Here is a 24,740-nt window from a genome sequence, read left to right as displayed (position 1 = left end):
CTCCGCCAACAGATTAATCAAGACATGGGCCCGTACGGCAGGGTGGAAGGCCGAGAGTCAGCCGTGATGTTGCTCGCGGTCGCCGATGGAGCGGGCCTCGGCGAGCGCGCGCAGGGCGCGGGCATCCTGGATCGCGCGCTGTTTGGCGATGCCCGGCTGGATGCCGAGCACGGGCAGGCTGGTGCCGTCGCTGAGGTTGAGGAACACCCAGGGGTCGCCGGGGCGCAGGTTGACCTGGAGGATCTCCGCCCACTCCAGGTGTCGCCTGCTGGTGATGTTCACCACGGTGACGCCGGTCTCGTCGGCGACGACCTTGGGCCGCGCGAGCATCAGCAGGACACCGAAGAGCAGTGCGCCGATGAAGATGAAGCTGAGCTTCTCCCCCGGGCTGAGCTGTTCGAGGAGCAGCGCGACCGTCGTTATGACGACGAAGATCGCGACGCCCGCGGTGAGCAGCACGGCCCGGGTGAGGGACGGCCGGAACGTGACGGGGAGCGTGGGAAGGTCGGGCATGGCTTCGGTCGGGGTCCTCAGAGGCGGCAGGCGTGGATGGCCGTGGTCAGGATGGCCCGCGCGCCGAGCGCGTACAGGTCGTCCATGATCTGCTGGGCCTCCTTGGCGGGCACCATGGCGCGGACGGCGACCCAGCCCTCGTTGTGCAGCGGGGAGATGGTCGGCGACTCCAGGCCGGGCGTGAGCGCGACGGCCTTCTCCAGGTGCTCGGCGCGGCAGTCGTAGTCCATCATCACGTACGTCCGTGCGACCAGGACGCCCTGGAGGCGGCGCAGGAACTGCTGCACCTTGGGCTCGGCGTCCTCGGAGGTGTCGGCCCCGACCCGGCGGATGACGACGGCCTCGGACTTCATGATCGGGTCGCCGAAGACCTCGAGGCCCGCGTTGCGCAGCGAGGTGCCGGTCTCGACGACGTCCGCGATGACCTCGGCGACACCGAGTTCGATCGCGGTCTCGACGGCGCCGTCGAGGTGGACGACGGAGGCGTCGATGCCGCTGTCGGCAAGGTGCTTGGCCACGATGCCCTCGTAGGAGGTGGCGACCGTCATGCCGCCGAGGTCCTCGATGCCCTTGGCGGTGCCGGGCTTGGTGGCGAAGCGGAACGTCGAGCGGGCGAAGCCGAGCGGGAGGATCTCCTCCGCGTTGGCGCCCGAGTCGATCAGCAGGTCGCGGCCGGTGATGCCGATGTCGAGGCGGCCGGAGGAGACGTAGATCGCGATGTCGCGGGGGCGGAGGTAGAAGAACTCGACCTCGTTGCCCGGGTCGACGATGCGCAGTTCCTTGGACTCCCGGCGCTGCTGGTAGCCGGCCTCATGCAGCATCTCCGCCGCAGGGCCTGACAGGGAACCCTTGTTGGGAACGGCGATGCGCAGCATGAGGTCGGCTTCCTTCGTTCGTGCGTACGATACGTACGGAATTGCGGGGTTTACGGCTCAGAGGTGGGCGTACACGTCGTCGAGGGAGATCCCGCGCGCCACCATCATCACCTGAACGTGGTAGAGGAGCTGCGAGATCTCCTCGGCGGCGGCGTCCTTGCCCTCGTACTCGGCGGCCATCCAGACCTCGGCGGCCTCTTCGACGACCTTCTTGCCGATGGCATGGACGCCCTTGCCGACCAGTTCGGCGGTGCGCGAAGTGGTGGGATCGCCGGTGGCGGCCTTGTGCTGGAGCTCAGTGAAGAGCTCCTCGAACGTCTTCTTGGACATGATGCTGCCCACCCTACGCGCTACCGCCCCTGCCTCAGTGCCAGGGTTCGGATACTGAGCGCAGTGTGGCCGCGGTCGCCACGGCGGCCGTCACCGCCTCGTGTCCCTTGTCCTCGTGGGAGCCCTCGATGCCCGCACGGTCGAGAGCCTGCTCCTCGGTGTCGCAGGTCAGCACGCCGAAGCCGATGGGGACGCCGGTCTCGATGGAGACCTGGGTGAGGCCCTGGGTGACGCCCTGGCACACGTATTCGAAATGCGGGGTACCGCCGCGGATGACGACGCCGAGCGCGACAACCGCGTCGTAGCCGCGGCCCGCGAGGACCTTGGCGACGACCGGCAACTCGAAGCTGCCGGGGACCCTGAGCAGGGTCGGCTCGTCGATCCCGAGCTCGTGCAGGGCGCGCAGCGCGCCGTTGACGAGGCCGTCCATCACCTTTTCGTGCCACTGTGCCGCGATGACCGCGACCCGCAGGTCGCCGCAGTTGCGTACGGACAGTTCAGGTGCACCCTTGCCGCTCACGTCTCTCCTCAGTGCTTTCTTGTTACTGGTTGCCGCAGGCGGACACGGTGGCCGTGTCGAGCCAGGGCAGGTCGTGACCCATCCGGTCCCGCTTGGTGCGCAGGTAACGGAGGTTGTGCTCACCCGCCTGTACGGGCATCGGCACCCGGCGCATGACCTTGAGGCCGTGCCGGACCAGCGCGTCGGTCTTGTCGGGGTTGTTGGTCAGCAGGCGCAGGCTGTGGACGCCGAGGTCCTCCAGGATCTGCGCGCTCGCGCCGTAGTCCCGGGCGTCGGCGGGCAGGCCGAGTTCCAGGTTGGCGTCGAGGGTGTCGCGGCCCCGCTCCTGGAGCTCGTAGGCGCGCAGCTTGGACAACAGGCCGATGCCGCGCCCCTCGTGCCCACGCAGGTAGACCACGACGCCCCGGCCCTCGGCCTGGATGCGCTCCATGGAGGTCTGGAGCTGGGGGCCGCAGTCGCAGCGCAGCGAGTGGAAGATGTCGCCGGTCAGGCACTCGGAGTGGACACGGACGAGGACGTCCTCGCCCTCGCCGATCTCGCCGTGCACCAGGGCGACGTGCTCGACGCCGTCGACGGTGGAGCGATAGCCGTACGCCGTGAACTCGCCGAAGGCAGTGGGCAGTTGCGTCTTGGCCTCGCGGCGGACGGTGGGCTCCGCGGTGCGGCGGTAGGCGATCAGGTCCTCGATGGAGATGATCGTCAGACCGTGCTTGCGGGCGAACGGGATCAGCTCGGGCAGACGGAGCATGCGTCCGTCCTCCCCGGCGATCTCGACGATCGCGCCGGCCGGGCGCAGGCCCGCGAGCCGGGCGAGGTCGACGGCGGCCTCGGTGTGGCCGTTGCGGACGAGGACACCGCCGGGCTTGGCGCGCAGCGGGAAGATGTGGCCGGGGCGTACGAAGTCGCCCGCCTCGGCCTCGCCGCCGGCCAGCAGCCGCAGGGTGGTGGCGCGGTCGGCCGCGGAGATGCCGGTGGACACGCCGTGGGCCGCGGAGGCGTCCACCGAGACGGTGAACGCGGTCTTCATCGACTCGGTGTTGTTCTCCACCATTTGGGGGAGCTGGAGGCGGTCGAGTTCGTCGCCCTCCATGGGTGCGCAGATCAGCCCGCGGCACTCGCTCATCATGAAGGCGATGATCTCGGGGGTCGCCTTCTCGGCGGCGATGACGAGGTCGCCCTCGTTCTCCCGGTCCTCGTCGTCGACGACCACGATCGGTCGGCCCGCCGCGATGTCGGCGATGGCCTTCTCGACCGGGTCGAGCGCGAAGTCCGAAACATCTTCATCGTGGCCCGTGCTGTACCAAACGGGTGCCGTGGTCATGCGGGGGCTCCTTCCAGGACGGGCTGCCCAGCCTTGCGGGAGCGCAGCCACCAGTCGCGCATGCCCGACAGGACGAGTGCGCCGTAGACGACGTAGACGAAACCGGAGAAGGCGTAGCCGTTGGCGAAGTTGAGCGGGACGCCCACCACGTCGACCAGCAGCCAGGCGAACCAGAACTCGACCATGCCGCGGGCCTGCGCGTACATGGCGACGATCGTGCCGACGAAGATGTACGCGTCCGGCCAGGGGTCCCAGGACAGGGTCGGGTACGCGTGGAACAGACCGCTGACCGCGAGCGTGCCGACGGCGGCGGCGCCCACCATGTAGGCGCGCTCGCGCCAGGTGGCGAACCGTACAGAGATGTGGCCGCCCTGGCCCTCCGCCTTGCCGCGGTTCCACTGCCACCAGCCCCACACGGCGACGACGATGACCACGACCTGCTTGCCGGCACTGCCGGAGAGATGGCCGCTGGCGAAGGCCGCGAAGAGGACGACGCCGGACAGGAGTTGTACGGGCCAGCTCCATATGGAGCGCAGCCAGCCGAGCGCGAGGCCGATCAGACCGATGATGTTGCCGATCATGTCCGACCACTTGATGTGCTGTCCGAGGAGCGTGAACGCCTCGGAGTTCAGCCAGTTCACCGACCGCTCCCCTGGGTGTCGGGCAGCGCGACCGGCTGCTCGCCACGGGCGCCGAGCAGTCGCTCGACGTACTTGGCGATGACGTCCACCTCGAGGTTGACCGGGTCGCCTGCCTGCTTGTGGCCGAGCGTGGTCAGGTCGAGGGTGGTGGGGATGAGGCTGACGGTGAAGAAGTCCGGGCCCGCGTCGACCACCGTCAGGCTGATGCCGTCGACGGTGATGGAGCCCTTCTCGACCACGTAGCGGGAGAGGTCCGCGGGGAGGGAGATCTTCACGATCTCCCAGTTCTCGGACGGCTTGCGCTCGATGACCGTGCCCGTGCCGTCGACGTGGCCCTGGACGATGTGGCCGCCGAGGCGCTCGCCCACGGCCATCGGGCGTTCCAGGTTGACGCGGGAGCCGACGGTCAGGGCGCCGAGGCTGGAGCGGTCCAGGGTTTCGGCCATGACGTCGGCGGTGAATTCGTCGCCTTCGTGTTCGACGACCGTGAGACAGACGCCGTTCACGGCGATGGAGTCGCCGTGCTGTGCGCCCTGTGTGACGACGGGGCCGCGCAGACGGAAACGGGAGGCGTCGTCGAGAATTTCGACGGCGGTGACCTCACCCAGCTCTTCGACGATTCCGGTGAACACTTCCCGGGTCCTCCTGCCTCATGGGGCACGGACTCCGGGGCCTGTCGATGACGACAGAATGAGCGGACTGCGACACCGGGAGCGAGCCGCATGGGGCGGCACGTCCCGAAGGACGCACCGAAACAAACGGCAGCGCGCACGAATGCCCGCCCGCCGCGCACTGCCTCCCATCCGGACTTTAACCGTCGGTCCAGGAATTTCACCTGGTCAACCGGCCGCTGGAAGCGACCGGGTCGCGGACTATAACCGCCGGTTCGGACTTTCACCGACCCCGGAGTGCGCTGCTTCTGGTACAGCATCAGTGTGCCACGTCTGATCCACGTCCATGCGAGCGAACGCTTGTGGGGTGCCTCACAGGTCGTCCGGATGGACTTCTCCGGCGCATCGCGGGAGGTCAACTCCCGTGAGACTCCTCGTGCTTGACGCGATCGCCCCTTGGTCCGCACCCATTGACCGACCTGGTCTAGTCCACTTAAGGTCCATGATCAATGGTTTGTCGAAGCCGAGCTGTCGCACTCGCCCCTTGAGCGACCCGGCGGCGGTGACGGAGGCCCTTGCCCCGCCGCCGGGTCTTCCCTTCCGGGGCGCGCCCGCATCGAATCACCGGGAGCGTGGCGCGAAGAGCTCGTCCTGGGCTGACTCCCGGGCCGTCAGGAGCGCTCCGCGGAGTACCGCGCCGCCGCCCAGCACGCTCGCGCGCACCTCGACCGGCAGCGGGGACATCCGGGCGAGTCGCTCGCCGACCCGCGCGGCCAGCACCTCACCGCCCACCTGCCCCACCTCACCGCCGAGCACCACGCATCCGGGGTCGAGAACGGCCACGACGGACGCCGCGCCGATGGCGAGGCGGTCGGCGAGGGCGGAGAGGAAGCGGTCGGCTCCGGAGGAAGCCGAAGGAGAAGAGGAGGGGGAGGGAGAAGGGGAGGGGGAGCGCGAAGGAGAGGGGGAGGTAAGAGCCGCCATCGCTTGCCTCACCAGCGCCGCCGCCGCTGGTTCGCCGGGAGACACCGCTGTCGCCACCAACCCGTGGCCGGCCGCGAGTTCCGCGATCGCGGCGGACCCCGCCAGGGAGTGGAAACCGCCCTCGCAGTCCCTCGCCGAGGGCAGCGTCGACGTGCCCGGCACTGGCAGGAAGCCGATCTCGCCCGTGCCGCCGGACGCCCCACGACGGAGTCTGCCGTCGAGCACGACGGCCGCACCGGTGCCGTGGCCGAGCCAGAGCAGGACGAACGTGTCGCGGTCACGGGCGGCGCCGTCACGCTGCTCCGCGAGGGCGGCGAGGTTCGTCTCGTTCTCGACGATCACGCGGGCGGGCAGCCGTTCCTGGAGGGCGGCGACCAGACGGCGGTGCCACTCGGGCAGGCCGGAGGAGTCGCGGAGTTCGCCGGTGGCGGGGTCGATGAGGCCGGGGGCCCCGACGCCGACGGTGTGCAGGCGCTCCGCCCCGGCCTCCTTGGCCGCGCGTTCGACCAGCGTGACCGCCTGCTCGACGGCGGGCCCGGTGCCGATGTCGTCCGCGATCGGCACCGACGCCCGGGCCAGCTCCCTGCCGAGGAGGTCGGAGACGACGACCGAGACGCCCTCGGTGCGGACGTCGAGGGCGGCGAGATGAGCCCGGTCGGCGACGATCCCGTACAGACGGGCGTTGGGGCCACGGCGCTGCTCCCCCGACTCCCCCACCACCTCGATCAGTCCGGCGGCCGTGAGGCGTTCGACGAGGTCGGCGACGGTGGGCCGGGACAGTCCCGTGAGCTGCTTCAACTGTCCTGCCGTCAGGGGGCCTTCCTGCTGGAGCAGGCGCAGGGCGAGGCGGTCGTTGATGGCCCGGGCGGTGCTCGGTGATGCGGGCATGCCGGGATCCTCCCAGATCAGTCGCTCGGTCGACGGCCAGTAAATCATCTATCTATCAGGCAGGGTTCCTGATAGTTTACGGCGGCAGCGCGGGAAGCAGAGCCTGGAGGGGCGGGAAAGATGGGTTACATGGTCTACGACCTGCGTGAGGTGAAGCGGGCGCGGTACGCCGTGGCCGCCGTCTTCGCCGTGCACGGAGCGGTGACGGGCTCGTTCGCGACCCGTGTCCCCTGGATCCAGGACCACGCGTCCGTCAGCACCGGCCAGCTCGGACTGGCCCTCGCGTTCCCGGCGATCGGGGCCTCCGTCGCGATGCCGCTGGCGGGCCGGATCAGCCACCGCTTCGGCGCCCGTACCGCGCTGCGCGGGCTGATGTCCCTGTGGACGCTGTCACTGATCCTCCCGTCCCTCGCGCCGAACCTCTACACGCTGTGCCCGGCCCTCTTCGTCTACGGAGCGTCGGCGGGCATGGCGGACGTGGCGATGAACGCGCTCGGCGTCGAGATCGAGAGCCGCCTCGGCAAGTCGATCATGTCGGGGCTGCACGGCATGTGGAGCGCGGGCGCGCTGGTCGGCTCGGCGGGCGGCACCCTCGCCGCGCACCTCGGTTCGGACGCGCGCCTGCACCACGCGCTGGCGGCCGGGGTCCTGACGGTCCTGGGCCTGACCGCCTGCCGATGGGTGCTGGACCTGCGACCGACCGAGGACGAGGCCCCGCCGCCGCGCTTCGCGCTGCCGCCCAAGTCCGCCCTGCTCATCGGGGCGGTCGGCTTCTGCGCCGTGTTCGCGGAGGGGGCCAGTCTGGACTGGTCGGCGGTCTACCTGAAGGACGAGCTGGGCAGCTCTGCCGGTCTTGCGGCCGCGTCGACGACCGGATTCATGCTGACCATGGCACTGGCCCGGATCGTGGGCGACGCGGTGGTCAACCGGTTCGGCGCGGTGCGCACGGTGCGGGCCGGCGGCGGTCTCGCCGTGCTCGGCGGGCTGCTCGTCGTCGTCGCGGACGATCCTGCCATGGCGATGAGCGGCTTCGCGCTGATGGGTCTCGGCATCGCGGTCGTCGTCCCGCTCTGCTTCGCGGCGGCGGGGCACAGCGGCCCCAACCCCAGTCAGGCCATCGCGGGCGTCGCCACGATCACGTACACCTCCGGCCTGGTCGCGCCGAGCGCGATCGGCACGCTGGCGCAGGCGACGAGTCTGATGGTGTCGTTCGGGCTGGTCACGGTGCTGGCGTGCGGCCTTGCCGCGTTCGCGGGGGTGCTGCGCGCGGGCGAGCGCGACCGGCCCAAGGTCAGTCCCGCGACCGCAGCAGTTCCCGACCCACGGCCCTGAAGCGGTCGCTCCAGGGCGTGGGGCGCAGCGTCGCGGCGTCGAGCCGGACGAGGACCCGCGTCCCGTGCGCGTAGGTGAGCGCGCCGTCGGCCGAGCAGAAGCGGAAGCCGTACGTCAGTCCGGTGTTCCCCAGACGCTCCAGCCAGAGGTGCACGGCGTACTCGCCGGGGCGGTTGACCGGGGCCTCGTAGCTGATCCGCAGTTCCTTGACGGCGTTGCAGAAGTCGCCCGCCGCCTCCCAGTCGCCCTCGTAGGACAGGAAGCCCTGGTCGTTCCACAGGGCCGTCCAGGCGCGTTCGACCATGACCGGGTAGCGGGCGTTGTGGAGCAGGCCGAGTGCGTCCAGGTCGTCGAAGTGGACGGTGACGGGGAGGAGCCGCCCGTAGGAGAGGGCGGGGGCTGCGGGGGCTTCGGCGGTCACGGGCGGGGCTCCTGAGGGTGCCGGTGGGGATGGTGGGGACACCCCCATCCTAAGCGGCCGCTCAGGAGCCCCTGATCAGGGTGTTCGTAGCCCCTCCGGTCAGCCGGCGATCGAGTCCAGCTGCTCGGCGGCGGGCCGCAGTGTCCACAGGTCGCCGCCGGGCGGTGTCTCCAGTCTCGGCACCGCGGCCTGGGCCGCCCGGTCCCCCGCGTCGGCCGCCGCGTGCACGATGTCGCTCGCCGCGTAGCGGTGGAACTCCAGCTCCGGGTAGGGCCACGGCGCGGCGCCCGTCGCGGCGGGCAGCAGATAGTCGACCGCCTTGGCCAGGGTCTGGCCGTCCGGCCCCGTGTACCCCCACAGGTTCACGCCGACGTGCCGGCCGATGGCCGCGAGGCGGGTGTAGGCGACGAGGTCGAAGGTCGAGTAGTGCCAGCTGCGGGTGCGGGTGAGCTCCTGGGGCTGGCTGCCGTCCGCGGCGACCTGCGGGTCGATCCGCTTGGGCTCGGCGCCGAGGACGGTCCGGCGGGCGAGGTCCTCGTCACCGGTCGCGTACGCCAGGGCGGCGAGCTGCATGTCGTAGAAGGTGCCGTGGTTGTTCTTGGCGGCGCCTTCCTCGCCGCCGAAGGCGCTGTTCTCCAGCCAGTCGCGGAAGTCGGTGTTCCAGGCGCGCATGGCGGTGCGGTCACTCTTCGACCAGCCGGGGGCACCCGTCTCCAGGATCGCGATCGCGTCCAGGACACTGGTGTAGGACTGCGAGAAGTCGATGATGCCGATGGCCCGGCCGTCGTACTTGCAGGGGATGAACTGCCCGTGGTCGAGGTTCGGGTTCATCCGGGTGGCCGGGGCGAGGAACCAGGTGCGCAGCACGGTGGCGGCCTTCTGGGCGTACTGCTTCCTGCCGGTGTAGTACCAGGCGAGGGCGAGGTCGTACGTCGAGTCGAAGACCTTCTCGACGTCCTGACGGTCGGTGCCGGTGTCGACCTCGGGGTTGCGCTGGCCGTCGCGCTGGACGTACGGGCAGCCCCAGGGGTTGTCGGCGGTCTTGGGCTGGGAGGGCCACCAGTACGGGGCCTGGCTCAGGTAGTCGTGGACATCGCCGCCGGGGGCGGGCTTGGGCTTGTCGACGACCGTCCAGGGGCCCTGGGGCAGCCAGTTGTCGGCGCGGGCCGTCAAGTCCTTGAGCGTGCGCTTCAGGTGGGGATCCCCGCGGTCGAGGCGGAGTCGGGTCTGCTGGAGCCGGGTGCCGTCGAGGACGACGGTTCGGGGGGCCTTGGGCGCCGCGTGGGCCGAGGCGGAGGGGACGACGACCGCCGCGAAGGTGGCCACGGCAGCGAGGAGGACAGCCAGACGGGGTCGTGCACTCATCAAGCCTCCGATCAGAAATATGAACGCAGTTCATGAGTAAGACCGTGCGAGCGTAGAACCGCCAGGTACCCGTGACAATGGTCCGGACGAAGTTTCACGTACGAAGAAGCCGAAACTCACCCTGGACCTAGACGGTTTCGTTTGGATCACCTGGCTGACCAGAGGAAGATGCTCGCAACGTGGAGTCCGGCCAGGTAGATGGCTGCTGTCTTCTCGTAGCGGGTGGCGATGCCTCGCCACTGTTTCAAGCGGTTGATGCAGCGTTTCGACCGTGTTGCGTTGCTTGTAGGTCTCGCGGTCGAAGGCGGGTGGCCTGCCACCCCGGCTGCCGCGTCGCAGACGGTGGCCGCGTTGAACGGCCGGCACGGGGATGACCGCCCGGATGCCGCGCCGCCTGAGGTGTTCACGGATGGCCCGCGACGAATACGCCTTGTCTGCGAGGACTGCCGCTGGCCGGGTCCGGGGCCGTCCACGCCGTCGGGGAACACGCAGCCGCGCCATCACGTCAGCGAAGGCAGGCGCGTCACCGGCCTGTCCGGCGGTGAGATGGAAGGCCAGGGGCCGGCAGTTGCCATCGGCCGCGAGATGGATCTTCGTGGTCAGTCCGCCACGGGACCGGCCGATGGCGTGGTCGTACGGCTCGTCGGCCGGGGCCCCTTTTTGCGGGCTCCGGCCGCGTGCTGATGGGCTCGCACGATCGTGGAGTCCACCGAGACGACCCAGTTCAGCTCCTCGTCGGCGTCGGCCTGTGCCACAAGCGCGGTGAACACCCGCTCCCATGTGCCATCGGCGGACCACATCCGCAGCCGGTTGTAGACCCCCCGCCAGTTGCCGTACTTCTCCGGCAGCTGCACCCACTGTGCCCCGGTCTGAAACTTCCAGGCGATGGCGTCGATCACCTCTCGGTGGTCCCGCCACCGGCCACCCCGCTTCGGTGTCCGGTCCGGAAGCAACGGCTCGATCCGCGCCCACTGCGCGTCAGTCAACGGCACACCAGGACAAACGAGCAGACGATCCGAAGGGAGCGACTACACGCAGCCGGTGCCATCGGTTTTCCCGGCAACTGTCCACCAGGACATCACCCGGGCAGCCATCGCTTCCGGCTCTGACGGAAGAGGGGTGAGACCGAAGTGGTCTTCCAGCTCATGCCGCAGGAACTCACCGATCTCCGCCTGGTCGGCGCCCCCCGGAGCCGCTGAAGGAGAGGGACGAGCATGCAGTCGTACTCGTCCTGCACCGCGTCAGCGACGCCGATCGGATCCCACTCATTGAGCAGATGCCGCAGGCGGTTCTCGGTGACGTCGGTCCCAGGTCGCATCGCTCCAGGGTGCCACCCCAGAACCGCCGTCATCACTCACCTGCACCTTGATCCAGAAGAAACCGCCTACACCAGCCCCGCTCACCTGTGGCTGGGTAGCACCGCCGAAAACCGCGCGGAATGGGCCAGTCGGCACTGCACCACCACAGGCCCGCTCGCAGAACTCCGCGGGGCTGCTGGACGCACCCGCCTTATCGCCGCCGCCCGGGCTTGCTGCCGGAGAGGACCCAGCCCGATCGGAGACCGGAATCACGCAGCAGAAGCCGCAGGACTCCCCTCTCACCTTGCGGGGGCGCCGCAGTTTTCGTGGCTGGCCGCGGCGGTTGGGGCGGAGCCCCCTCGCCTCCTGGAGCGGCTACCGCGCGCCAGGTTGTTCAGCTCGGTGATCGCGGTCCCTGCGTGCGGTGCTCACGCTTCCCCGTCGTTGGTGTCCCGGTCGCTGTGGGCGAGGCGCTCGCTCTGGTGGCCTGGCGCGTCGGCTCTGCAGGGTCGGAAGCGGGCGAGGTATGCCGGGCTTGGGCCGCGGCGCTCGGTCAGGTGGAGGCCGGCGGCGTCGGCGAGCCGGTGCAGCCGGCCGAAGGGGATCCAGTGCCGGTCGAAGAACTCGCCGATCACCAGCCGCCCGCCTGGTGCCAGCACCCGTGCCGCCTCGCGCAGTACCCGATCCGGCTCGGGGATCTCGCCGAGCGCGGTCACGGCGTATACGGCGTCGAATGTCCCGTCGGCGTAGGGCAGTTCACGTGCGTCCGAGCGGGTGGGCCTGATCGTCGCCAGGCCGTCGCGCTCGGCGCGGCACATCAGGTGGTCGAGCATCTCCTGCTGGATGTCGAGCACATCGAGCCGTCCCTCCGGCCCGAGCTGCGGGGCGACGTGCAGCGACTGCAGGCCCGTCCCCGGGCCGATCTCCAGGATCCGCTCCCCCGGCCGCGGTTGCAGTACGGCGTCCATCCGGTCGGCTGTCAGGAACGGCAACGGCACGTCGAGCAGGCCGCGTTGGGCGTACGGATAGGGCGCCTTGTCGCCCAGCCACCAGGCGGCGGCCAACGCGGCGCCGACGCCGACGGCGACCGCCCAGCGGGTCCGGGCCGGGATCGGGGCGACGGGGGCGGCGGTGATGCGGTGCATGGTGTTCTCCGGTGGATTGTTGGTCCGTGGCATGTGGCTGGGCGGTCGGCGTCACGCGGGCCGGCTCAGCGCCCGCAGCGCCAGCCGGCCGCACAGCGCGGCGAGCGGCAGCTCGGCGCCGAGCGCCATGGCGACCGCGGTGGCGAAGTCGCCGCCCGGGGCCGCGGTCGTGGTGTCGAACCAGGCGTCCACCACAAGCAGCGTCGCGGTCGCGGCGGCTGTCAGGGCGTGCCGCCGGTCGCCGCGGGCGGCGAGGAGGCCGGTGGCGATCAGGCCGAGCGCCTCCAGCGCGTCGAGCCCGACCCAGGCGACCGGCCAGTGCGCCGCGGTCGCGGTGGCCGGCAGGCCGGTGGCCAGCACGTACAGCCACGGCAGCAGGGCGAGCCCGCAGGCGACCAGCAGCCACCCGGCCCGCCGCATGCCCCGCGCCGGGCGCGGCTCCTCCGCCTCTTCGTGGAGCGGGATGACCTCGGCGCGGTCGAAGCCCTCGGCACCGGCCAATTCGTCATTGCACAACACCAGTTGACGCATCGTCTTCCCCCGCTCCCCGCCGGCTCTCCCCTTCACGTGCTCCACCCTCCGCCGCACACGGGGGCGCCGTCAGTCACGCAGGGTTCCGACCCGGGGTGGAGATAAGTGCACCCCCGAACCGGGCGGAAGCGTCATGGCACGGGGATGGCCTGCGGCTTTACCGTTTGACGCATGCAACTCACGACGTGGCTGCAGCTGGTGCTGGGCCGGCCGTTCCGCAGGGCGGGACACCGGACCGCGCTCGTCGCCGCCGGCCTGCCGCTCCACCTCGCCGTGGTGCCACTGTGGCTCTGGCTGCTCGGCACGATGGCGGCGTTGGTGCCGGCCTCGACTCCGCTGCCCGTGCTGCTCACGCTCGTGGCGCTGCCCGTGCTGCTCACGCTCGTGGTGACACCCCTGCTGACCGTCGGGCAGCGGCGGCGCTACCGGGCGCTCGTCGGCAAGGACCTCCCGCGCCCCGCCGTACCCGGGCCCGGACGCAACTGGAAGTCGGCGGTGCGTCGGCTGACCACGCGGGCCTTGTGGCGGCAGGTCTGCTACCACGCCGTGGCGGGTCCGCTGCTCGCCGTCCTGGACCTCGCCGTCCTCGCCGTCTGGGCCGCCGCTCTCGTGGCCGCCTCCATCTACGTGTGGATCTGGGTGCTGCCCCCGCAGTGGCGGGTCACCGACCTCGGGTACACCACGCAGGCCGCGTACATCACCGCCGGCGGCCTCGCCCTGCTGTTCCTCGGGCCCCGGCTGACCGGCGCTCTGGTGCGGCTGGAGACCCGGGCGGCCGAGGTCCTGCTCGGCCCCAGCCGCACGGAGAATCTGGCCCGCCGGGTAGCCGACCTCGCCGAGAGCCGGGCCGGTGTGCTCGACGCCGCCGACGCCGAGCGGCGGCGGATCGAGCGCGACCTGCACGACGGCGCACAGCAGCGCCTCGTCTCACTCGCCGTCAACCTGGGCCTGGCCAGGTCCACCCTCGGCGACCTGCCGGAGGACGCCCGCAAGGTGATCGACGAGGCGCACCGCGAGGCGAAGGAGGCGATCGCCGAGCTGAACAACCTGGTGCGCGGCCTGCATCCGGCCGTCCTTGAGGACCGCGGCCTCGACGCCGCGCTGTCCGGGGTCGCCGCCCGCCTCCCGATCCCGGTGCGCGTGGCGGTGGACCTGCCGCAGCGCCCCTCACCCACGGTCGAGGCCGTCGCGTACTTCGTGGTCTCCGAAGCCCTGACGAACGTGGTCAAACACGCCCAGGCGACCCGGGCGGACGTGACCGTGGAGCGGATCGGGGAGACACTGCTGGTGGTCGTCGCGGACGACGGCGCGGGCGGCGCGGATCTCGCGGCGGCCGGCGGTGGCACCGGGCTCGCCGGGCTCGCCAAGCGCGTCGCGTCCGTCGACGGCACGTTCTCCTGCCGCAGCCCCGCCGGGGGCCCGACCGTCATCACCGTGGAGCTGCCGTGCGCGCCGTGATCGCCGAGGATTCCCTCTTGCTGCGCATCGGCGTGGTCAAGGTGCTGGAGGCGGCCGGCTTCGAGATGTGCGCGCAAGTCGCCGACGCAGAAGGGCTGCTGGCAGCCGTCGAGGAGCACCGGCCCGACATCGCCGTGGTCGACGTGCGCATGCCGCCCGGCTTCACCGACGAGGGAGTACGCGCCGCGCTGGTGATCCGCCGCCAGTACCCGCGTACCGCCGTGCTCCTGCTGTCGCAGTACGTGGAGGAGCGGTACGCCGCCGATCTGCTCGCCGCCAACACCTCGGGCGTCGGCTATCTGCTCAAGCAGCGGGTCGCCGACGTCGAGGAGTTCGCCGAGGCGGTACGCCGGGTGGCGGCCGGCGGCACCGCGCTCGACCCGCAGGTCGTCGCGCAGCTGCTGGTGCGCCGGCACAGCGATCCGCTCGACCGGCTGACACCGCGCGAGCGGGAGGTGCTGGAGCTGATGGCGGGCGGCCGGTCCAACTCCGGCATCGCCGCCGAGCTGGTCGTGAGCGAGAGCGCGGTCGCCAAGCACATCAACAGCATCTTCACCAAGCTCGACCTGCCCAAGGCCGACGCCGACCACCGCCGCGTCCTGGCGGTGCTGCGCTTCCTGGGCGTTGCGACCGCATAGTGCGCGATCACGCCCGCATGCCCAGTCGACAACGGTGCTGAGCAGCACTTAGTGGGGAATGCGGCGCCTTCGGACAGGTGCTCTCCACCAGGCTTTGCCGCGCTGGGTGCCGAAGGGGGTGGCCGTCGTGCGCTGGGCCATGGCATGGGTGGGGCTGGCATCGCCACCCGCTACGAGAAGACAGCAGCCATCTACCTGGCCGGACTCCACGTTGCGAGCATCTTCCTCTGGTCAGCCAGGTGATCCAAACGAAACCGCCTGGGCGTGCGCCGGAAACCGCACGGCGACGGGCGGGCGCTCGCGCCCGGAGCGGTTGTCCGACCCGATGAACGCCTCTCGTGGCCGCGCACGATCGGGCTCGGCGCCCAGCACGTGGTGGCGATGTTGACGACGCAGGTCCAATCCCCACTCTCACGGCCCGTCGTGTCGGCATGCACCTGAACTGCATGTTCCGCTAGTCGTCGAGCCCCCGGTGCAGCCGGCGGTCTCAGAACCACCCCAGCAACACATCAAGGAGCATGACCATGGCGGCCTTCGGCTGGAAGCTGCACGGCGACGGCAAGAGCCTCGCCCCGGGTGAGGTCGTGAGACCGGACGAGCGACTCACCTGGGGGCGCACTGTCGGTCTCGGCGCGCAGCATGTGGTCTCCATGATCGGAGCCTGCTTCGTCGCCCCCATCTTGATGGGCCTCGATCCCAACCTTGCCGTGATGGCCTCCGGCGTGGCCACCATTCTGTTCCTGCTCATCACCCGGGGCCATATTCCGAGCTACCTGGGCAGCAGTCTTTCGTTCATCGGTGTCGCCGCCGTCATTAAGACACAGGGGGGTGACGCGGCGACTCTCACTGGCGCGCTGTTGGTCGTCGGCGTGGTCCTCTTCCTGTGCGGGGCGGTCGTACGCGCTCTCGGGGCCCGCATCATCCATGCCGTACTGCCTCCGGTGGTCACGGGTGCGGTGGTCATGCTGATCGGGTTCAACCTGGCTCCGGTCACCGCGGGTACCTATTGGCCCCAGGATCAGTGGACGGCTCTTCTGACCATGCTGTTCACGGGTTTCGCCCTTGTCGTGCTGCGCGGCTTCTGGTCCCGTGTCGCGATCTTTCTCGGGCTGGCCTTCGGGTATGCCATCTCATGGGTCTTCGACCGCGCGTTCGGTAAGATCCACTCCCCCGCGGGCGGTGCCAAGTCGGTCGACCATTGGCGTCTCGACCTCTCGGGCGTGCCCAAGGCGGACTGGATCGGCCTTCCGACCTTCCATGCCCCGAGCTTCTCCCTCTCGGCGGTTCTGGTCGCCCTGCCCGTCGTCATCGCCCTCGTCGCCGAGAACGCGGGACACGTCAAGGCTGTCGGCGAGATGACCGGTGAACCACTGGACGACAGGCTCGGTACGGCGATCATGGCCGACGGTGCAGCGACTGTGCTGTCGACGTCTGTGGGCGGCCCTGCCACGACCACGTACGCCGAGAACATCGGTGTCATGGCCGCCACGCGTGTCTACTCGACCGCTGCCTACTGGTGCGCCGCCGCTTTCGCGATCCTGTTCGGGCTCTGCCCCAAGTTCGGTGCCGTGGTGGCCGCCATTCCCGGCGGCGTCCTCGGCGGAATCACGGTCATCCTCTACGGCATGATCGGCCTGCTGGGTGCCCAGATCTGGGTTCGCTCCCTGGTCGACCTCTCCAACCCCCTGCACCTGGTTCCGGTGGCTGCGGGGCTCATCATCGGAATCGGCAACGTGAGCCTGACACTCACGGACAACTTCCAACTCAGCGGCATCGCGTTGGGAACGCTGATCGTCGTCATCGGATACCACGCCCTGCGCGTCATGGCTCCCGCCCACCTGACGGACGAGCCTCCGCTCCTCGAACCGGGCAATCCGGGGTACGACCGAGGCGTACCGGACGGATCGTGAGCGCAGGCGCCGCCGGCGAGCTGTCGAATGTCTGAACACGGAGGCGGGGCGGACATGCCACCGCAGAACAACCTTCCCAGGTCACGCCGTACGGACTACGCGGAGATGGTGGACCGGCCTGGCGCGCCGCTGCCGGTGGCGTCTTCGCAGGAGCGTCGAGGACCGACTCAGCAGGAGCCCGTCAGAAGCCCTCGCCGGAGTTTGCGCCTGAAGACGCTGAAGTTACCGCGTGTCGGCGGGAGTTCGCTGCGTTGCTGGGCCGCCCGGCGCAAGGAACGCGCCCGCATCCGCAGCGAGAAAGGCGTCCGATGGGGCGGCAGAGCGCAACGGGCAACTGCCTGACCGCCGCAATGGCCGGACCTTCCTGGTCCCAGTAATATTCTGCGAGTGTGACATCCATGCCTGCTCGGCGTGAGGCCGAACTGGACGCGGAAATAACGCGCTTCGGCGAGGCGCTGGCCGCGTATGACTTCGTGCCGAAGCCAGAGCATGACGAGGCTTTGCTGGTCGCCTACGCCTCGGCGCTCGACGCATACGAGACGGCAAAGCGTGTTTTGGCTGCCGCCCGCACCGCAGCCGAGGCGGACGTTGCCGTGCGACAGGCTCTGGCCGAGGGGCATCAGGCGCTGGCAGATCTTGACGCCCGCAGGGAGGGCCGGCCGGTGCGACGGCGGTCTGCCCCGTCCTGCTTCTTCGATACGAGACACGGTCCGTCCGTCACCGAAATTCTGTGGGCCCCACCGGGTGGCACGGCCCGGACGATCCGGGTGTGCGCAGCAGACGCGGTACGGCTGCAGGACGGCGACGCGCCGACCGCTGTTGAGAAGGCCAGGCAACGGCAGCAGTCCGGACGAGCCCGACTCATCAGGCCGAAGAAGGGGGCCGAACGCGATGAACAAGGCGGTAGGCACATTCGGGACCGGACCAGGCGTGCCGAGCCGGCCGACCGGCTGGCTCGGAGCAGGGTCGTACATCTCGAGAGTCCCGGACCGACGGAGTTCAGCATCGACTGGAACCCCGCCGCTCCCGCAGTGCTCGTCGTTCGGGCCGTGTCCTACGGCGAACGCCTGTCAAGCACTCTGCAGCGACTGCGCCGCGCAGCCGGATCCACCCGCCCCCGCGACGTGCTCCTCAAGGCCGGCGGCGACTTCACCGCACGGCTGCCTGTCCCGATGACCGACGGTGGCGACGAATCAGCTCGGTTCCGCATCTCGAACGACGCTGTTGCGGGAGCACCGGCCGATCCGCTGGATTTCGACGTGGACAGGATTCCCCACTGGAAGGCGTGGCTGGAGTCTGCGGACGGTTGCCGGGAGTTCACCACTTCGATCAGCGGCGACGGCTGGGACGTCGTCCGTTACACCGGCAGCAGGGCCACCGCCCGCCTCACCCGCGACAGCCGCAGAGGAGAAGTCGTCATCGAGCGACTGAATTCCCGGCTCCAAGCTGTGGACCAGCTCTTCCGCGGCTACCGGTCGGTCAAAGACGCCGAGCTGATCATGCCCGCCAAACCGGCGTGGCTCGCGGTGCACTGTCAGGGCACCTGGAGTCTGACCACCAGCCCCGACCGGCCAACGAACGCCTGAGCCGCAGGTCCACCTTATTCACTACGAGACCCGAAATTCACTACGCGACCCGAACGCCGGACGTACTTGCGTCTGCCGACCGGTGTTCGTCGCCGGCGTCGTGCTGTTCCTGGTGGGCCTGGCCGTGCAGCGGTTCGGTGCGCGGATCATCCATGCCGCGATGCCACCGATCGGCACGGGCACGGTCGTCATGCTGATCGGCTTCAACCTGGCGCCGGTGACGGCGTCCACGCGCTGGCCGCAGGACCGGTGGACGGCCCTGCTCACCATGCTGCTCACCGGTCTGTCCGTCGTCTGCCTGCGCGGCTTCTGGTCAGGGACCGCGAACTTCCTGGGCCTGGTCCGTTCGGCGTGGTCGTGGCCGCGATCCGGGGCGGAGTGCTCGGCGGCATCATCGTCATCCCGTACGGCATGATCGGCCCGCTCGGCGCCCGGATCTGGCTCAACGCCGGGTCGACCTGCGCAATCCGCTGAACCTGGTGCCGGCCGCCGCGGGCATCATCGTCATCGGCGTCGGCGCCCTCTGCCTGAAGGCTGGACTTCGGCCCATCCTCGTACGACGATCAGCGCGCCAGCTCATAGGCGTACTCCGCCGAGAAGGTCCCCGGCGTGCCCTTGCACCCGTCCGACTCCCCCGGCAGCTTCACCCACAGATAGCCGTCGATCCTGGCCTCCCCGGTGTTCAGGGTCGGCGCCCGGCCGATCTTCCGGCCCGCCGGATCGCACCACTCCCCGTCGGCCGGGGCACCGTTGCCGTTGCGACTGGTGTCGATGACGGCGCCGAGACTCGCGGGGCCACCCAGCGCGGACAGCACCTGCCGGGCGTACGCGATCTCGTCGCTCGTACGGTGGAAGTTGGACACGTTGGTGAAGACGCCGTCGGAGGATGCGGCCGAGGCGGCGCCCGCCCGTGCGAGGAGCGCGGCCTGCTCGGCGGCCGGGTTCCAGGCGGAGTGGCCGGCGTCGTAGTAGACGCGGGCCCGGGGGTCGGCGGCCTTGAGGACACGGCCGGCGCGGGCCAGCGAGGCGAAACGGGCGGCCCGGTCGGCCGCGGGGAGGCAGTCGGCCTGGGCGACCGAGTCGGGCTCCAGGATGACGATGACCTCGTCATCGCCCAGGCCCGCCGCGAAGTCGTCGATCCAGCCGTCGTACGCGGCGAGGTCGGGTGCGCCGCCCTGTGAGGCCCCGCCGCAGTCGCGCTGCGGGATGGCGTACGGCACCACGACCGGGACCCGGCCCTCGGCCGCGGCGCCCGCGGTCACCGCCCTGACCCGCGCGGTGATGGTGGCGGGGGTGAAGTCGGCGAACCAGACGGCGGCCGGGCGGTCGGCGATCCGGGACTCGATGACCGCGCGCCGGTGGTCGCCGGGGTGGGACGCGACCCAGTCCAGGACCTGGGAGTCGGGGTGGCTGTAGAGCAGGGCGGGGGCGGCCACGGTCGCCGGGGCCTTCCTGCTCGGGGAGGGCGTCGGGCTCGGCTTCGGGGACGGGTGGTACGAGGACGGGGACGGCGCGGCGGAGGTCCCGGGCGGGGAGGGCGTCGGTACGGCGGGCGGCGGGCGGAGGCCGGGCGAGCGGGTCACCAGCGGCCGGGCGTCGTCGGAGGGCCGCTCGCGGTCGAGGGCGGACATCATCCCCGTCACCGCGCCGACCGCCACGACCACCGAGGCCGCCGCGACCACGGCGGCGCGCCGGGCCGCCCGCCTGCGCTCGGCCCTGCGTGCGGCCAGGCGCTGCGCACGTAAGCCTGACACGTACCGCTCCCCCCGGTTCCCACCACTCCCGGCCACATCCGCGCCTGACGACACGGGCGAGTTCCCCCGTTCTGGGGATGCGCCCGGCCAGGCGGCGACTCCGGTCAGCCTAGGACTGGGAACCTGCCCCCATGACGCAGTTGGAACAGTTCACCACCCCCGTGGACGCCATCGCCTCCCGGATGCGCACCCTGGCGGCGACCCTGCCGGAGCGGGACGGAGTCGCGGTCTTCAACCGCGTCTACCTCACCGTCACGGAGGAGGTCGAACGGCGCCTGGGCGCGGGGGAATTCCCGGACGGCAAGGCCGCGGTCACGCTGGATGTACGTTTCGCCGAGCGCTATCTGCGCGTGGCCGAGGAGGGGTCCCCGCCCGCCTGCTGGCGTCCGCTGTTCCAGTTCCGGCGCCATCCGGGAGTACGCCCGCTGCAGTTCGCGCTCGCGGGCATCAATGCGCACATCGGACACGATCTGGCGCTCGCCGTCGTGGACACCTGCCGTACGCTCCGCTGCGAACCAGCCGACCTGGAGGACGAGTTCGAGCGCGTGGGTGACCTCCTCGTCTCGCTGGAGGAGCGCGTCCGCGAAGATCTGATGCCGGGCCCCGACCTCCTCCAGATCGCCGATCCGCTCACCCACCTGCTCGGCTCGTGGAGCCTGGAGAGGGCCCGCGACGCGGCCTGGTCGGCGGCGCGGGCCCTGTGGGCGCTACGCGGACTCCCCGACCTCGCCGAGGAGTTCGCCGACCGTCTCGGCGCCGCGGTCGGTCTGGCGGGCCGAATGCTGCTCACACCCCTGGGGGACGGATCCGGCCATATCCCCGCGTACAGCATGTAACTCACGTTCGTACGCGATACGTTCACGGTTCAAGTGCCTGACGCGAAGGAGCACAAGCATGGCTGCTCGGCTGGGTCTGAGTCTTCCTCAAACACGCCAGTACGACATCGGGCGAGACGTCCCGGACGTGGCGCGCACGGCTGAGGAGATCGGCTACGAGAGCCTGTGGGTGTTCGAGCGCGCCCTGTTCCCGGACCCCGCCACGCAGGGGCTCTACGGCGTCCCGAACCTGCCCTGGCCCGACTCCTACCGCGGCGTCGCCGAGCCGCTGGTGACCCTGACGCTGGCCGCGGCGGCCACGCAGCGGGCGCGGCTGGGCACCAGCGTCCTGGTCGCCCCGTTGCACGGCCCGTTCCAGCTGGCCAGGGCCCTGGGCACACTGGACGCGGCGAGCGGCGGCCGGGTCGTGGCGGGTCTCGGTACCGGCTGGTCGCTCGACGAGTACGCCGCGGCGGGCGTGGCACCGTTCGAGGAGCGGGGCCGGGTCCTGGACGAGGTCCTCGACGTGTGCCGCGCGGTGTGGGGCCCGGACCCGGTGTCGTACGAGGGCCGCCTGACCAAGATCGAGTCGGCCGTGGTCGCCCCGAAGCCGGCCCGGCCGATCCCGATCCTGCTGCCCGCCTTCAGCAAGAAGGCGCTGACCCGGCTCGTGGACCGCGGCGACGGCTGGCAGCCCGTGGCCCAGGGAGGCGCCGACCAACTCGCCGCCCAGTGGCGGCAGGTGCAGGACTTCGCGGCCGAGCGCGGGCGCACCGAGCCGATCCAGTCGGTGGCGCGGATCAACACGCGCTACTCCGCCAAGGCCTACGACGGCGCGGACCGCCAGCCCTTCCAGGGCAACGTCGACCAGATCGTGTCGGACCTGGTGCCGTACGCCGAGATCGGCCTCGACGAGTACTTCGTCGACCTCCAGGACGGGCCGCGGGACGCCGAGGAGCTCAAGGACCTGGCCGCCGAGGTCTACGCGGCGGCGCGCGCGGCCGGAATCTGACCGGCCGCCCCGCGAAGGCCGGCCCGGCCAGGCCCTAGTCCTCGGGCAGTTCCACCGGCGCGATCTCGTCGTAGACGTCGCCGGGCCCGGGGTTGGTCGGGTCGGTCGCCCCGCCCAGCTGGTGCATGACGCCCCAGACCGCGTTCAGCGCGGTCTGCACGGCACCCTCGGCCCAGCCGGCCGTCCAGGAGATGTCGTCGCCTGCGAGGTAGATGCCCCGCTTGTCCGCGGGCAGTGCGTCCTGCATGAAGTGCGTGAACAGGCGGCGCTGGTAGCGGTAGTGGCCGGGCAGGTTGGCCTTGAACGCGCCCATGAAGTAGGGCTCGTTCTCCCAGGACACGGTCACCGGGTTGCCGATGATGTGCTTCCTGATGTCGACCTGCGGGTAGATCTCGCCGAGCGACTTCAGCATGACCTCCATCCGCTCGTTCGCGGACAGCGGCAGCCACTTCAGGCTGTCGTCGCACCACGTGTACGAGAGGCAGATGACGGCGGGCTTGTCCGGGCCCTCGTCGAGGAGGTAGGTCCCGCGGGTCATGCGGTCGGTGAGCGTCATCGACATGACGTCACGCCCCGTCGGATTTCCCCTGTCGTCGACGGCCTCGTCCAGCCAGAACGGCCGGTCCACGGGCACGAAGAGCTTGCTCGACTCCATGTAGTGGGTGCGCTCCATCGCCGTCCAGTGGTCGATCGGGAAGAGCGAGTCGTCGCAGGCGATCTTGGAGAGCAGCAGCCAGGACTGGGCGGTGAAGATCGCCGCCTTGAAGGTGCGGATGTCGCCGTTCGCGTCGGTGACGGTGATCTGGTTGCCCGCGGTGCGGTGCAGCCGGGTCACGGCCGGGCGCGGGGCGCCGTCCTGCAGCTTCGCGAGCGAGGTGCCGTAGGCCCAGTGCACGATCTTCTGCGGCTCGCGCTCCCACAGGCGCAGCGGCAGCTGCTGGGAGCCGCCGACGATGCCGCGGTGGTGGTCGTCGGCCTCGGTGTAGACGACGCGCAGGATCTCGAGGATCGAGTTCGGGAAGTCGGTGTCCCAGCCTCCGGTGCCGAAGCCGACCTGGCCGAAGATCTCGCGGTGCCGGAAGGACTTGAAGGAGTCCGAGTCGCAGAGGAAGCCGTAGAAGGTCTGGTTGTCGAGCTTCTCGACGAGCTTCGCCCAGATCTCGCGGATGCGCGGCACATCGCGCTCACGCATGGCCTGGTTCATGTCGGAGAAGTCGGCGCCCTCTTCGAGGCAGGCGTTCCAGGCGTTCATCACGTCGCGGTAGACCTGCGGCAGGTCGTCGACGGTGGTCGCGTAGTGCGACTCGCCCTTGAGGTCGACGACCGTCGAGGGAGTGCACTCCGCGAGCGGGTTGGGGAACGGCCGGGTCTCCAGACCCACCAGGTCGATGTAGTGCTGGAGGGCGGTGGAGGAGGGCGGGAAGCGCATGGCGCCCATCTCGGCGGTGAGCGACGGGTCGCACCCTTCGAAGCCCACGGTGCGCAGGCGACCACCGATCTCGTCGGCCTCGTAGACGACGGGCTTGAGGCCCATCTTCATCAGCTCGTAGGCGGCCACGATGCCGGACAGGCCGCCGCCGATGACCGCGACCTCGGTGCCGTGCTCGGTCGCGGGTATCTGGCCGAGGCCCGCCGGGTGGGCGAGGAAGTCGTCGTACGCGTACGGGAAGTCCGGGCCGAACATGGTGATCGGCGGCTGCTGCGCGTCGGCGTGCTGGACGGCGGTGGGCACCGTGGACGTCATGGGGTACGGACTCCTTGCGGGAAAGCCGGTGAGGGGAGGCGAGGCGCCGGGGGCGGCCGGGTGTCAGACGAGCGACCCGTAGAGGCCGGGGCGGCGGTCCTTCAGATACGGGTTCGCCTCGCGCGAGGCCGCGAGGAAGTCGGGGTCGGCGTCGGCGAGGACGAGTTCCTCACCGCGTCCGGCCCGGGTACGGGCGATCCCGTCGGGGCCGGCCAGCGTGGACAGTCCGACGAACTCGAACTCGCCCTCCGGGCCGACCCGGTTGACGTACGCGACGTACATCTGGTTCTCGAAGGCGCGCACCGGGACGACGGCCTCGGCGACGAACTGGAAGGGGTGCATCTGCGCGGTCGGCACGACGAGGAGGTCGGTGCCGGCGAGGGCGTGCGCCCGGACGTTCTCCGGGAACTCGACGTCGTAGCAGATCATGAGGCCGACACGGAGGCCGTTCAGCTCCGCCTGGACGACGGGCTGCTCGCCGGGCGTGAAGTGGTCGCGCTCGAAGCAGCCGAAGAGGTGGGTCTTGCGGTAGTTCGCGAGGCGGGTGCCGTCGGCGGAGATGAGCTGCGCGGAGTTGTGGACCGTCTCGCCCTCGCGCTCGGGGTAGCCGTAGACGACGGCGACGCCGTGGCGGGTGGCGATCGCGGCGATCGCGGCGGCGGAGTCCCCGTCGGCGGGCTCGGCGAGGCGGGCGATGTCGTCGCCGATCGCGTACCCGGTGAGGAACATCTCCGGCGCGGCCACGAGCCCGGCGCCGGCAGCGGCGGCACGGCCCGCGGCCTCGTCGAGGACCTTCAGGTTCTCGACGACCGAGCCGGGGCGGCCGGAGCTCTGGAGCAGGGCTGTGCGCATGCGTGGTCCTCACGGGTACGGAGGGGTGTCGGGGGCTGCTTAGACGGTACGGGCGGGGGGCTCGGGGGGACAAGGAGGAGCCGTTGCGCGCCGGTGGACGAATCGTTGCGTGCGCCCCGCCTCCGGCGGCGATTCGTTGCGCGCCCTCGGGCGGGGCCCAGAACCCTTGAGGCGCAGGTCACAGACGCCGTGACGA

At 70.6% G+C, this 24,740-nt stretch carries 23 protein-coding genes, 2 pseudogenes and 1 riboswitch; of the genes and pseudogenes, 8 read left to right on the top strand and 17 right to left on the bottom strand.

What is annotated here, in order from left to right; genetic code table 11:
- Window positions 1-57 precede the first annotated feature (57 nt).
- The 8 genes from ACIRA5_RS28325 to ACIRA5_RS28290 form a co-directional block, all read right to left on the bottom strand.
- On the bottom strand, window positions 58-513 hold the full coding sequence (locus ACIRA5_RS28325) for a PH domain-containing protein (protein WP_403695006.1): 456 nt from the start codon (window positions 511-513) through the stop codon (window positions 58-60).
- A gap of 17 nt (window positions 514-530) precedes the next feature.
- The gene (hisG, locus tag ACIRA5_RS28320) at window positions 531-1,388 is read right to left on the bottom strand and encodes an ATP phosphoribosyltransferase (RefSeq protein WP_075027511.1); all 858 of its coding nucleotides are present in this window, start codon (window positions 1,386-1,388) and stop codon (window positions 531-533) included.
- Window positions 1,389-1,445: 57 nt separating this feature from the next.
- Window positions 1,446-1,718 carry a phosphoribosyl-ATP diphosphatase gene (locus ACIRA5_RS28315; RefSeq protein ID WP_054236279.1) on the bottom strand — a complete coding sequence of 91 codons (273 nt, stop codon included), beginning with the start codon at window positions 1,716-1,718 and terminating at the stop codon, window positions 1,446-1,448.
- Window positions 1,719-1,752: 34 nt separating this feature from the next.
- On the bottom strand, window positions 1,753-2,238 hold the full coding sequence (gene ribH, locus ACIRA5_RS28310; RefSeq protein ID WP_403695002.1) for a 6,7-dimethyl-8-ribityllumazine synthase: 486 nt from the start codon (window positions 2,236-2,238) through the stop codon (window positions 1,753-1,755).
- A 22-nt stretch (window positions 2,239-2,260) separates the two neighbouring features.
- Entirely contained in the window at window positions 2,261-3,559 is a 1,299-nt protein-coding gene (locus tag ACIRA5_RS28305; RefSeq protein ID WP_403695000.1) for a bifunctional 3,4-dihydroxy-2-butanone-4-phosphate synthase/GTP cyclohydrolase II, read from the bottom strand.
- A complete protein-coding gene (pnuC, locus tag ACIRA5_RS28300; protein WP_382240365.1) occupies window positions 3,556-4,200 on the bottom strand; it encodes a nicotinamide riboside transporter PnuC in 645 nt (214 codons plus the stop codon). Before pnuC ends, ACIRA5_RS28305 begins: the two co-directional genes overlap by 4 nt.
- Window positions 4,197-4,832, bottom strand: a complete 636-nt coding sequence (locus ACIRA5_RS28295; protein ID WP_054236274.1) for a riboflavin synthase — start codon at window positions 4,830-4,832, stop codon at window positions 4,197-4,199. Before ACIRA5_RS28295 ends, pnuC begins: the two co-directional genes overlap by 4 nt.
- 153 nt (window positions 4,833-4,985) lie before the next feature.
- Window positions 4,986-5,116: riboswitch (FMN riboswitch) on the bottom strand.
- A 316-nt stretch (window positions 5,117-5,432) separates the two neighbouring features.
- Complete coding sequence (locus ACIRA5_RS28290) at window positions 5,433-6,683, bottom strand: ROK family transcriptional regulator (RefSeq protein ID WP_403694996.1); 1,251 nt, start codon at window positions 6,681-6,683, stop codon at window positions 5,433-5,435.
- Between the two features lie 129 nt (window positions 6,684-6,812).
- Here ACIRA5_RS28290 and ACIRA5_RS28285 point away from each other — a divergent pair, with 129 nt between their 5' ends.
- Window positions 6,813-8,015 carry an MFS transporter gene (locus ACIRA5_RS28285; protein WP_403695176.1) on the top strand — a complete coding sequence of 401 codons (1,203 nt, stop codon included), beginning with the start codon at window positions 6,813-6,815 and terminating at the stop codon, window positions 8,013-8,015.
- Here ACIRA5_RS28285 and ACIRA5_RS28280 read toward each other — a convergent pair.
- From ACIRA5_RS28280 to ACIRA5_RS28255, 6 genes and pseudogenes are all read right to left on the bottom strand, one after another.
- Window positions 7,975-8,436 carry an acyl-CoA thioesterase gene (locus tag ACIRA5_RS28280; protein ID WP_403694994.1) on the bottom strand — a complete coding sequence of 154 codons (462 nt, stop codon included), beginning with the start codon at window positions 8,434-8,436 and terminating at the stop codon, window positions 7,975-7,977. The two genes, ACIRA5_RS28285 and ACIRA5_RS28280, sit on opposite strands and share 41 nt — an antisense overlap.
- Window positions 8,437-8,535: 99 nt before the next feature.
- Window positions 8,536-9,801 (bottom strand): alginate lyase family protein, encoded by a 1,266-nt coding sequence (locus ACIRA5_RS28275; protein WP_403694991.1) that lies wholly within the window; start codon window positions 9,799-9,801, stop codon window positions 8,536-8,538.
- A 146-nt stretch (window positions 9,802-9,947) separates the two neighbouring features.
- Window positions 9,948-10,793, bottom strand: a pseudogene (locus ACIRA5_RS28270) (IS5 family transposase).
- A gap of 86 nt (window positions 10,794-10,879) precedes the next feature.
- Window positions 10,880-11,119 carry a hypothetical protein gene (locus tag ACIRA5_RS28265; RefSeq protein ID WP_403694989.1) on the bottom strand — a complete coding sequence of 80 codons (240 nt, stop codon included), beginning with the start codon at window positions 11,117-11,119 and terminating at the stop codon, window positions 10,880-10,882.
- A 408-nt stretch (window positions 11,120-11,527) separates the two neighbouring features.
- The gene (locus ACIRA5_RS28260) at window positions 11,528-12,244 is read right to left on the bottom strand and encodes a class I SAM-dependent methyltransferase (protein ID WP_403694986.1); all 717 of its coding nucleotides are present in this window, start codon (window positions 12,242-12,244) and stop codon (window positions 11,528-11,530) included.
- Between the two features lie 51 nt (window positions 12,245-12,295).
- Window positions 12,296-12,811, bottom strand: a complete 516-nt coding sequence (locus tag ACIRA5_RS28255; RefSeq protein WP_403694984.1) for a hypothetical protein — start codon at window positions 12,809-12,811, stop codon at window positions 12,296-12,298.
- A gap of 135 nt (window positions 12,812-12,946) precedes the next feature.
- On the opposite strand from ACIRA5_RS28255, the gene ACIRA5_RS28250 reads away from it, so the two are divergent.
- From ACIRA5_RS28250 to ACIRA5_RS28230, 5 genes and pseudogenes are all read left to right on the top strand, one after another.
- Entirely contained in the window at window positions 12,947-14,233 is a 1,287-nt protein-coding gene (locus tag ACIRA5_RS28250) for a histidine kinase (RefSeq protein ID WP_403694982.1), read from the top strand.
- Entirely contained in the window at window positions 14,221-14,871 is a 651-nt protein-coding gene (locus ACIRA5_RS28245; protein ID WP_089100675.1) for a response regulator transcription factor, read from the top strand. The genes ACIRA5_RS28250 and ACIRA5_RS28245 overlap by 13 nt, the downstream gene beginning before the upstream one ends.
- 524 nt (window positions 14,872-15,395) lie before the next feature.
- Entirely contained in the window at window positions 15,396-16,781 is a 1,386-nt protein-coding gene (locus tag ACIRA5_RS28240; protein ID WP_403694979.1) for a uracil-xanthine permease family protein, read from the top strand.
- A 389-nt stretch (window positions 16,782-17,170) separates the two neighbouring features.
- Window positions 17,171-18,367, top strand: a complete 1,197-nt coding sequence (locus ACIRA5_RS28235) for a hypothetical protein (RefSeq protein WP_403694976.1) — start codon at window positions 17,171-17,173, stop codon at window positions 18,365-18,367.
- A gap of 40 nt (window positions 18,368-18,407) precedes the next feature.
- Window positions 18,408-18,900, top strand: a pseudogene (locus tag ACIRA5_RS28230) (hypothetical protein); the annotation flags it as partial.
- A gap of 30 nt (window positions 18,901-18,930) precedes the next feature.
- Here the strand turns inward: ACIRA5_RS28230 and ACIRA5_RS28225 are convergent.
- Entirely contained in the window at window positions 18,931-20,121 is a 1,191-nt protein-coding gene (locus ACIRA5_RS28225) for a glycoside hydrolase family 6 protein (RefSeq protein WP_403694973.1), read from the bottom strand.
- Between the two features lie 131 nt (window positions 20,122-20,252).
- Between ACIRA5_RS28225 and ACIRA5_RS28220 the strand changes: the two genes are divergently transcribed.
- Both ACIRA5_RS28220 and ACIRA5_RS28215 read left to right on the top strand, forming a co-directional pair.
- The gene (locus ACIRA5_RS28220; RefSeq protein WP_403694970.1) at window positions 20,253-20,957 is read left to right on the top strand and encodes a DUF5995 family protein; all 705 of its coding nucleotides are present in this window, start codon (window positions 20,253-20,255) and stop codon (window positions 20,955-20,957) included.
- A gap of 58 nt (window positions 20,958-21,015) precedes the next feature.
- Entirely contained in the window at window positions 21,016-21,948 is a 933-nt protein-coding gene (locus ACIRA5_RS28215; RefSeq protein ID WP_261686348.1) for an LLM class F420-dependent oxidoreductase, read from the top strand.
- 34 nt (window positions 21,949-21,982) lie between these two features.
- On the opposite strand, the gene ACIRA5_RS28210 is transcribed toward ACIRA5_RS28215, so the two are convergent.
- A complete protein-coding gene (locus ACIRA5_RS28210; protein ID WP_403694967.1) occupies window positions 21,983-23,692 on the bottom strand; it encodes a flavin monoamine oxidase family protein in 1,710 nt (569 codons plus the stop codon).
- Window positions 23,693-23,755: 63 nt separating this feature from the next.
- On the bottom strand, window positions 23,756-24,544 hold the full coding sequence (locus ACIRA5_RS28205; RefSeq protein WP_403694963.1) for a carbon-nitrogen hydrolase family protein: 789 nt from the start codon (window positions 24,542-24,544) through the stop codon (window positions 23,756-23,758).
- Window positions 24,545-24,740 lie beyond the last annotated feature (196 nt).

This window comes from Streptomyces sp. NPDC096311, assembly GCF_044763085.1.
Taxonomy (GTDB): domain Bacteria; phylum Actinomycetota; class Actinomycetes; order Streptomycetales; family Streptomycetaceae; genus Streptomyces.
Note: the sequence above shows the minus strand (reverse complement) of the source record. Positions and strands in the feature narration are given on the sequence as shown.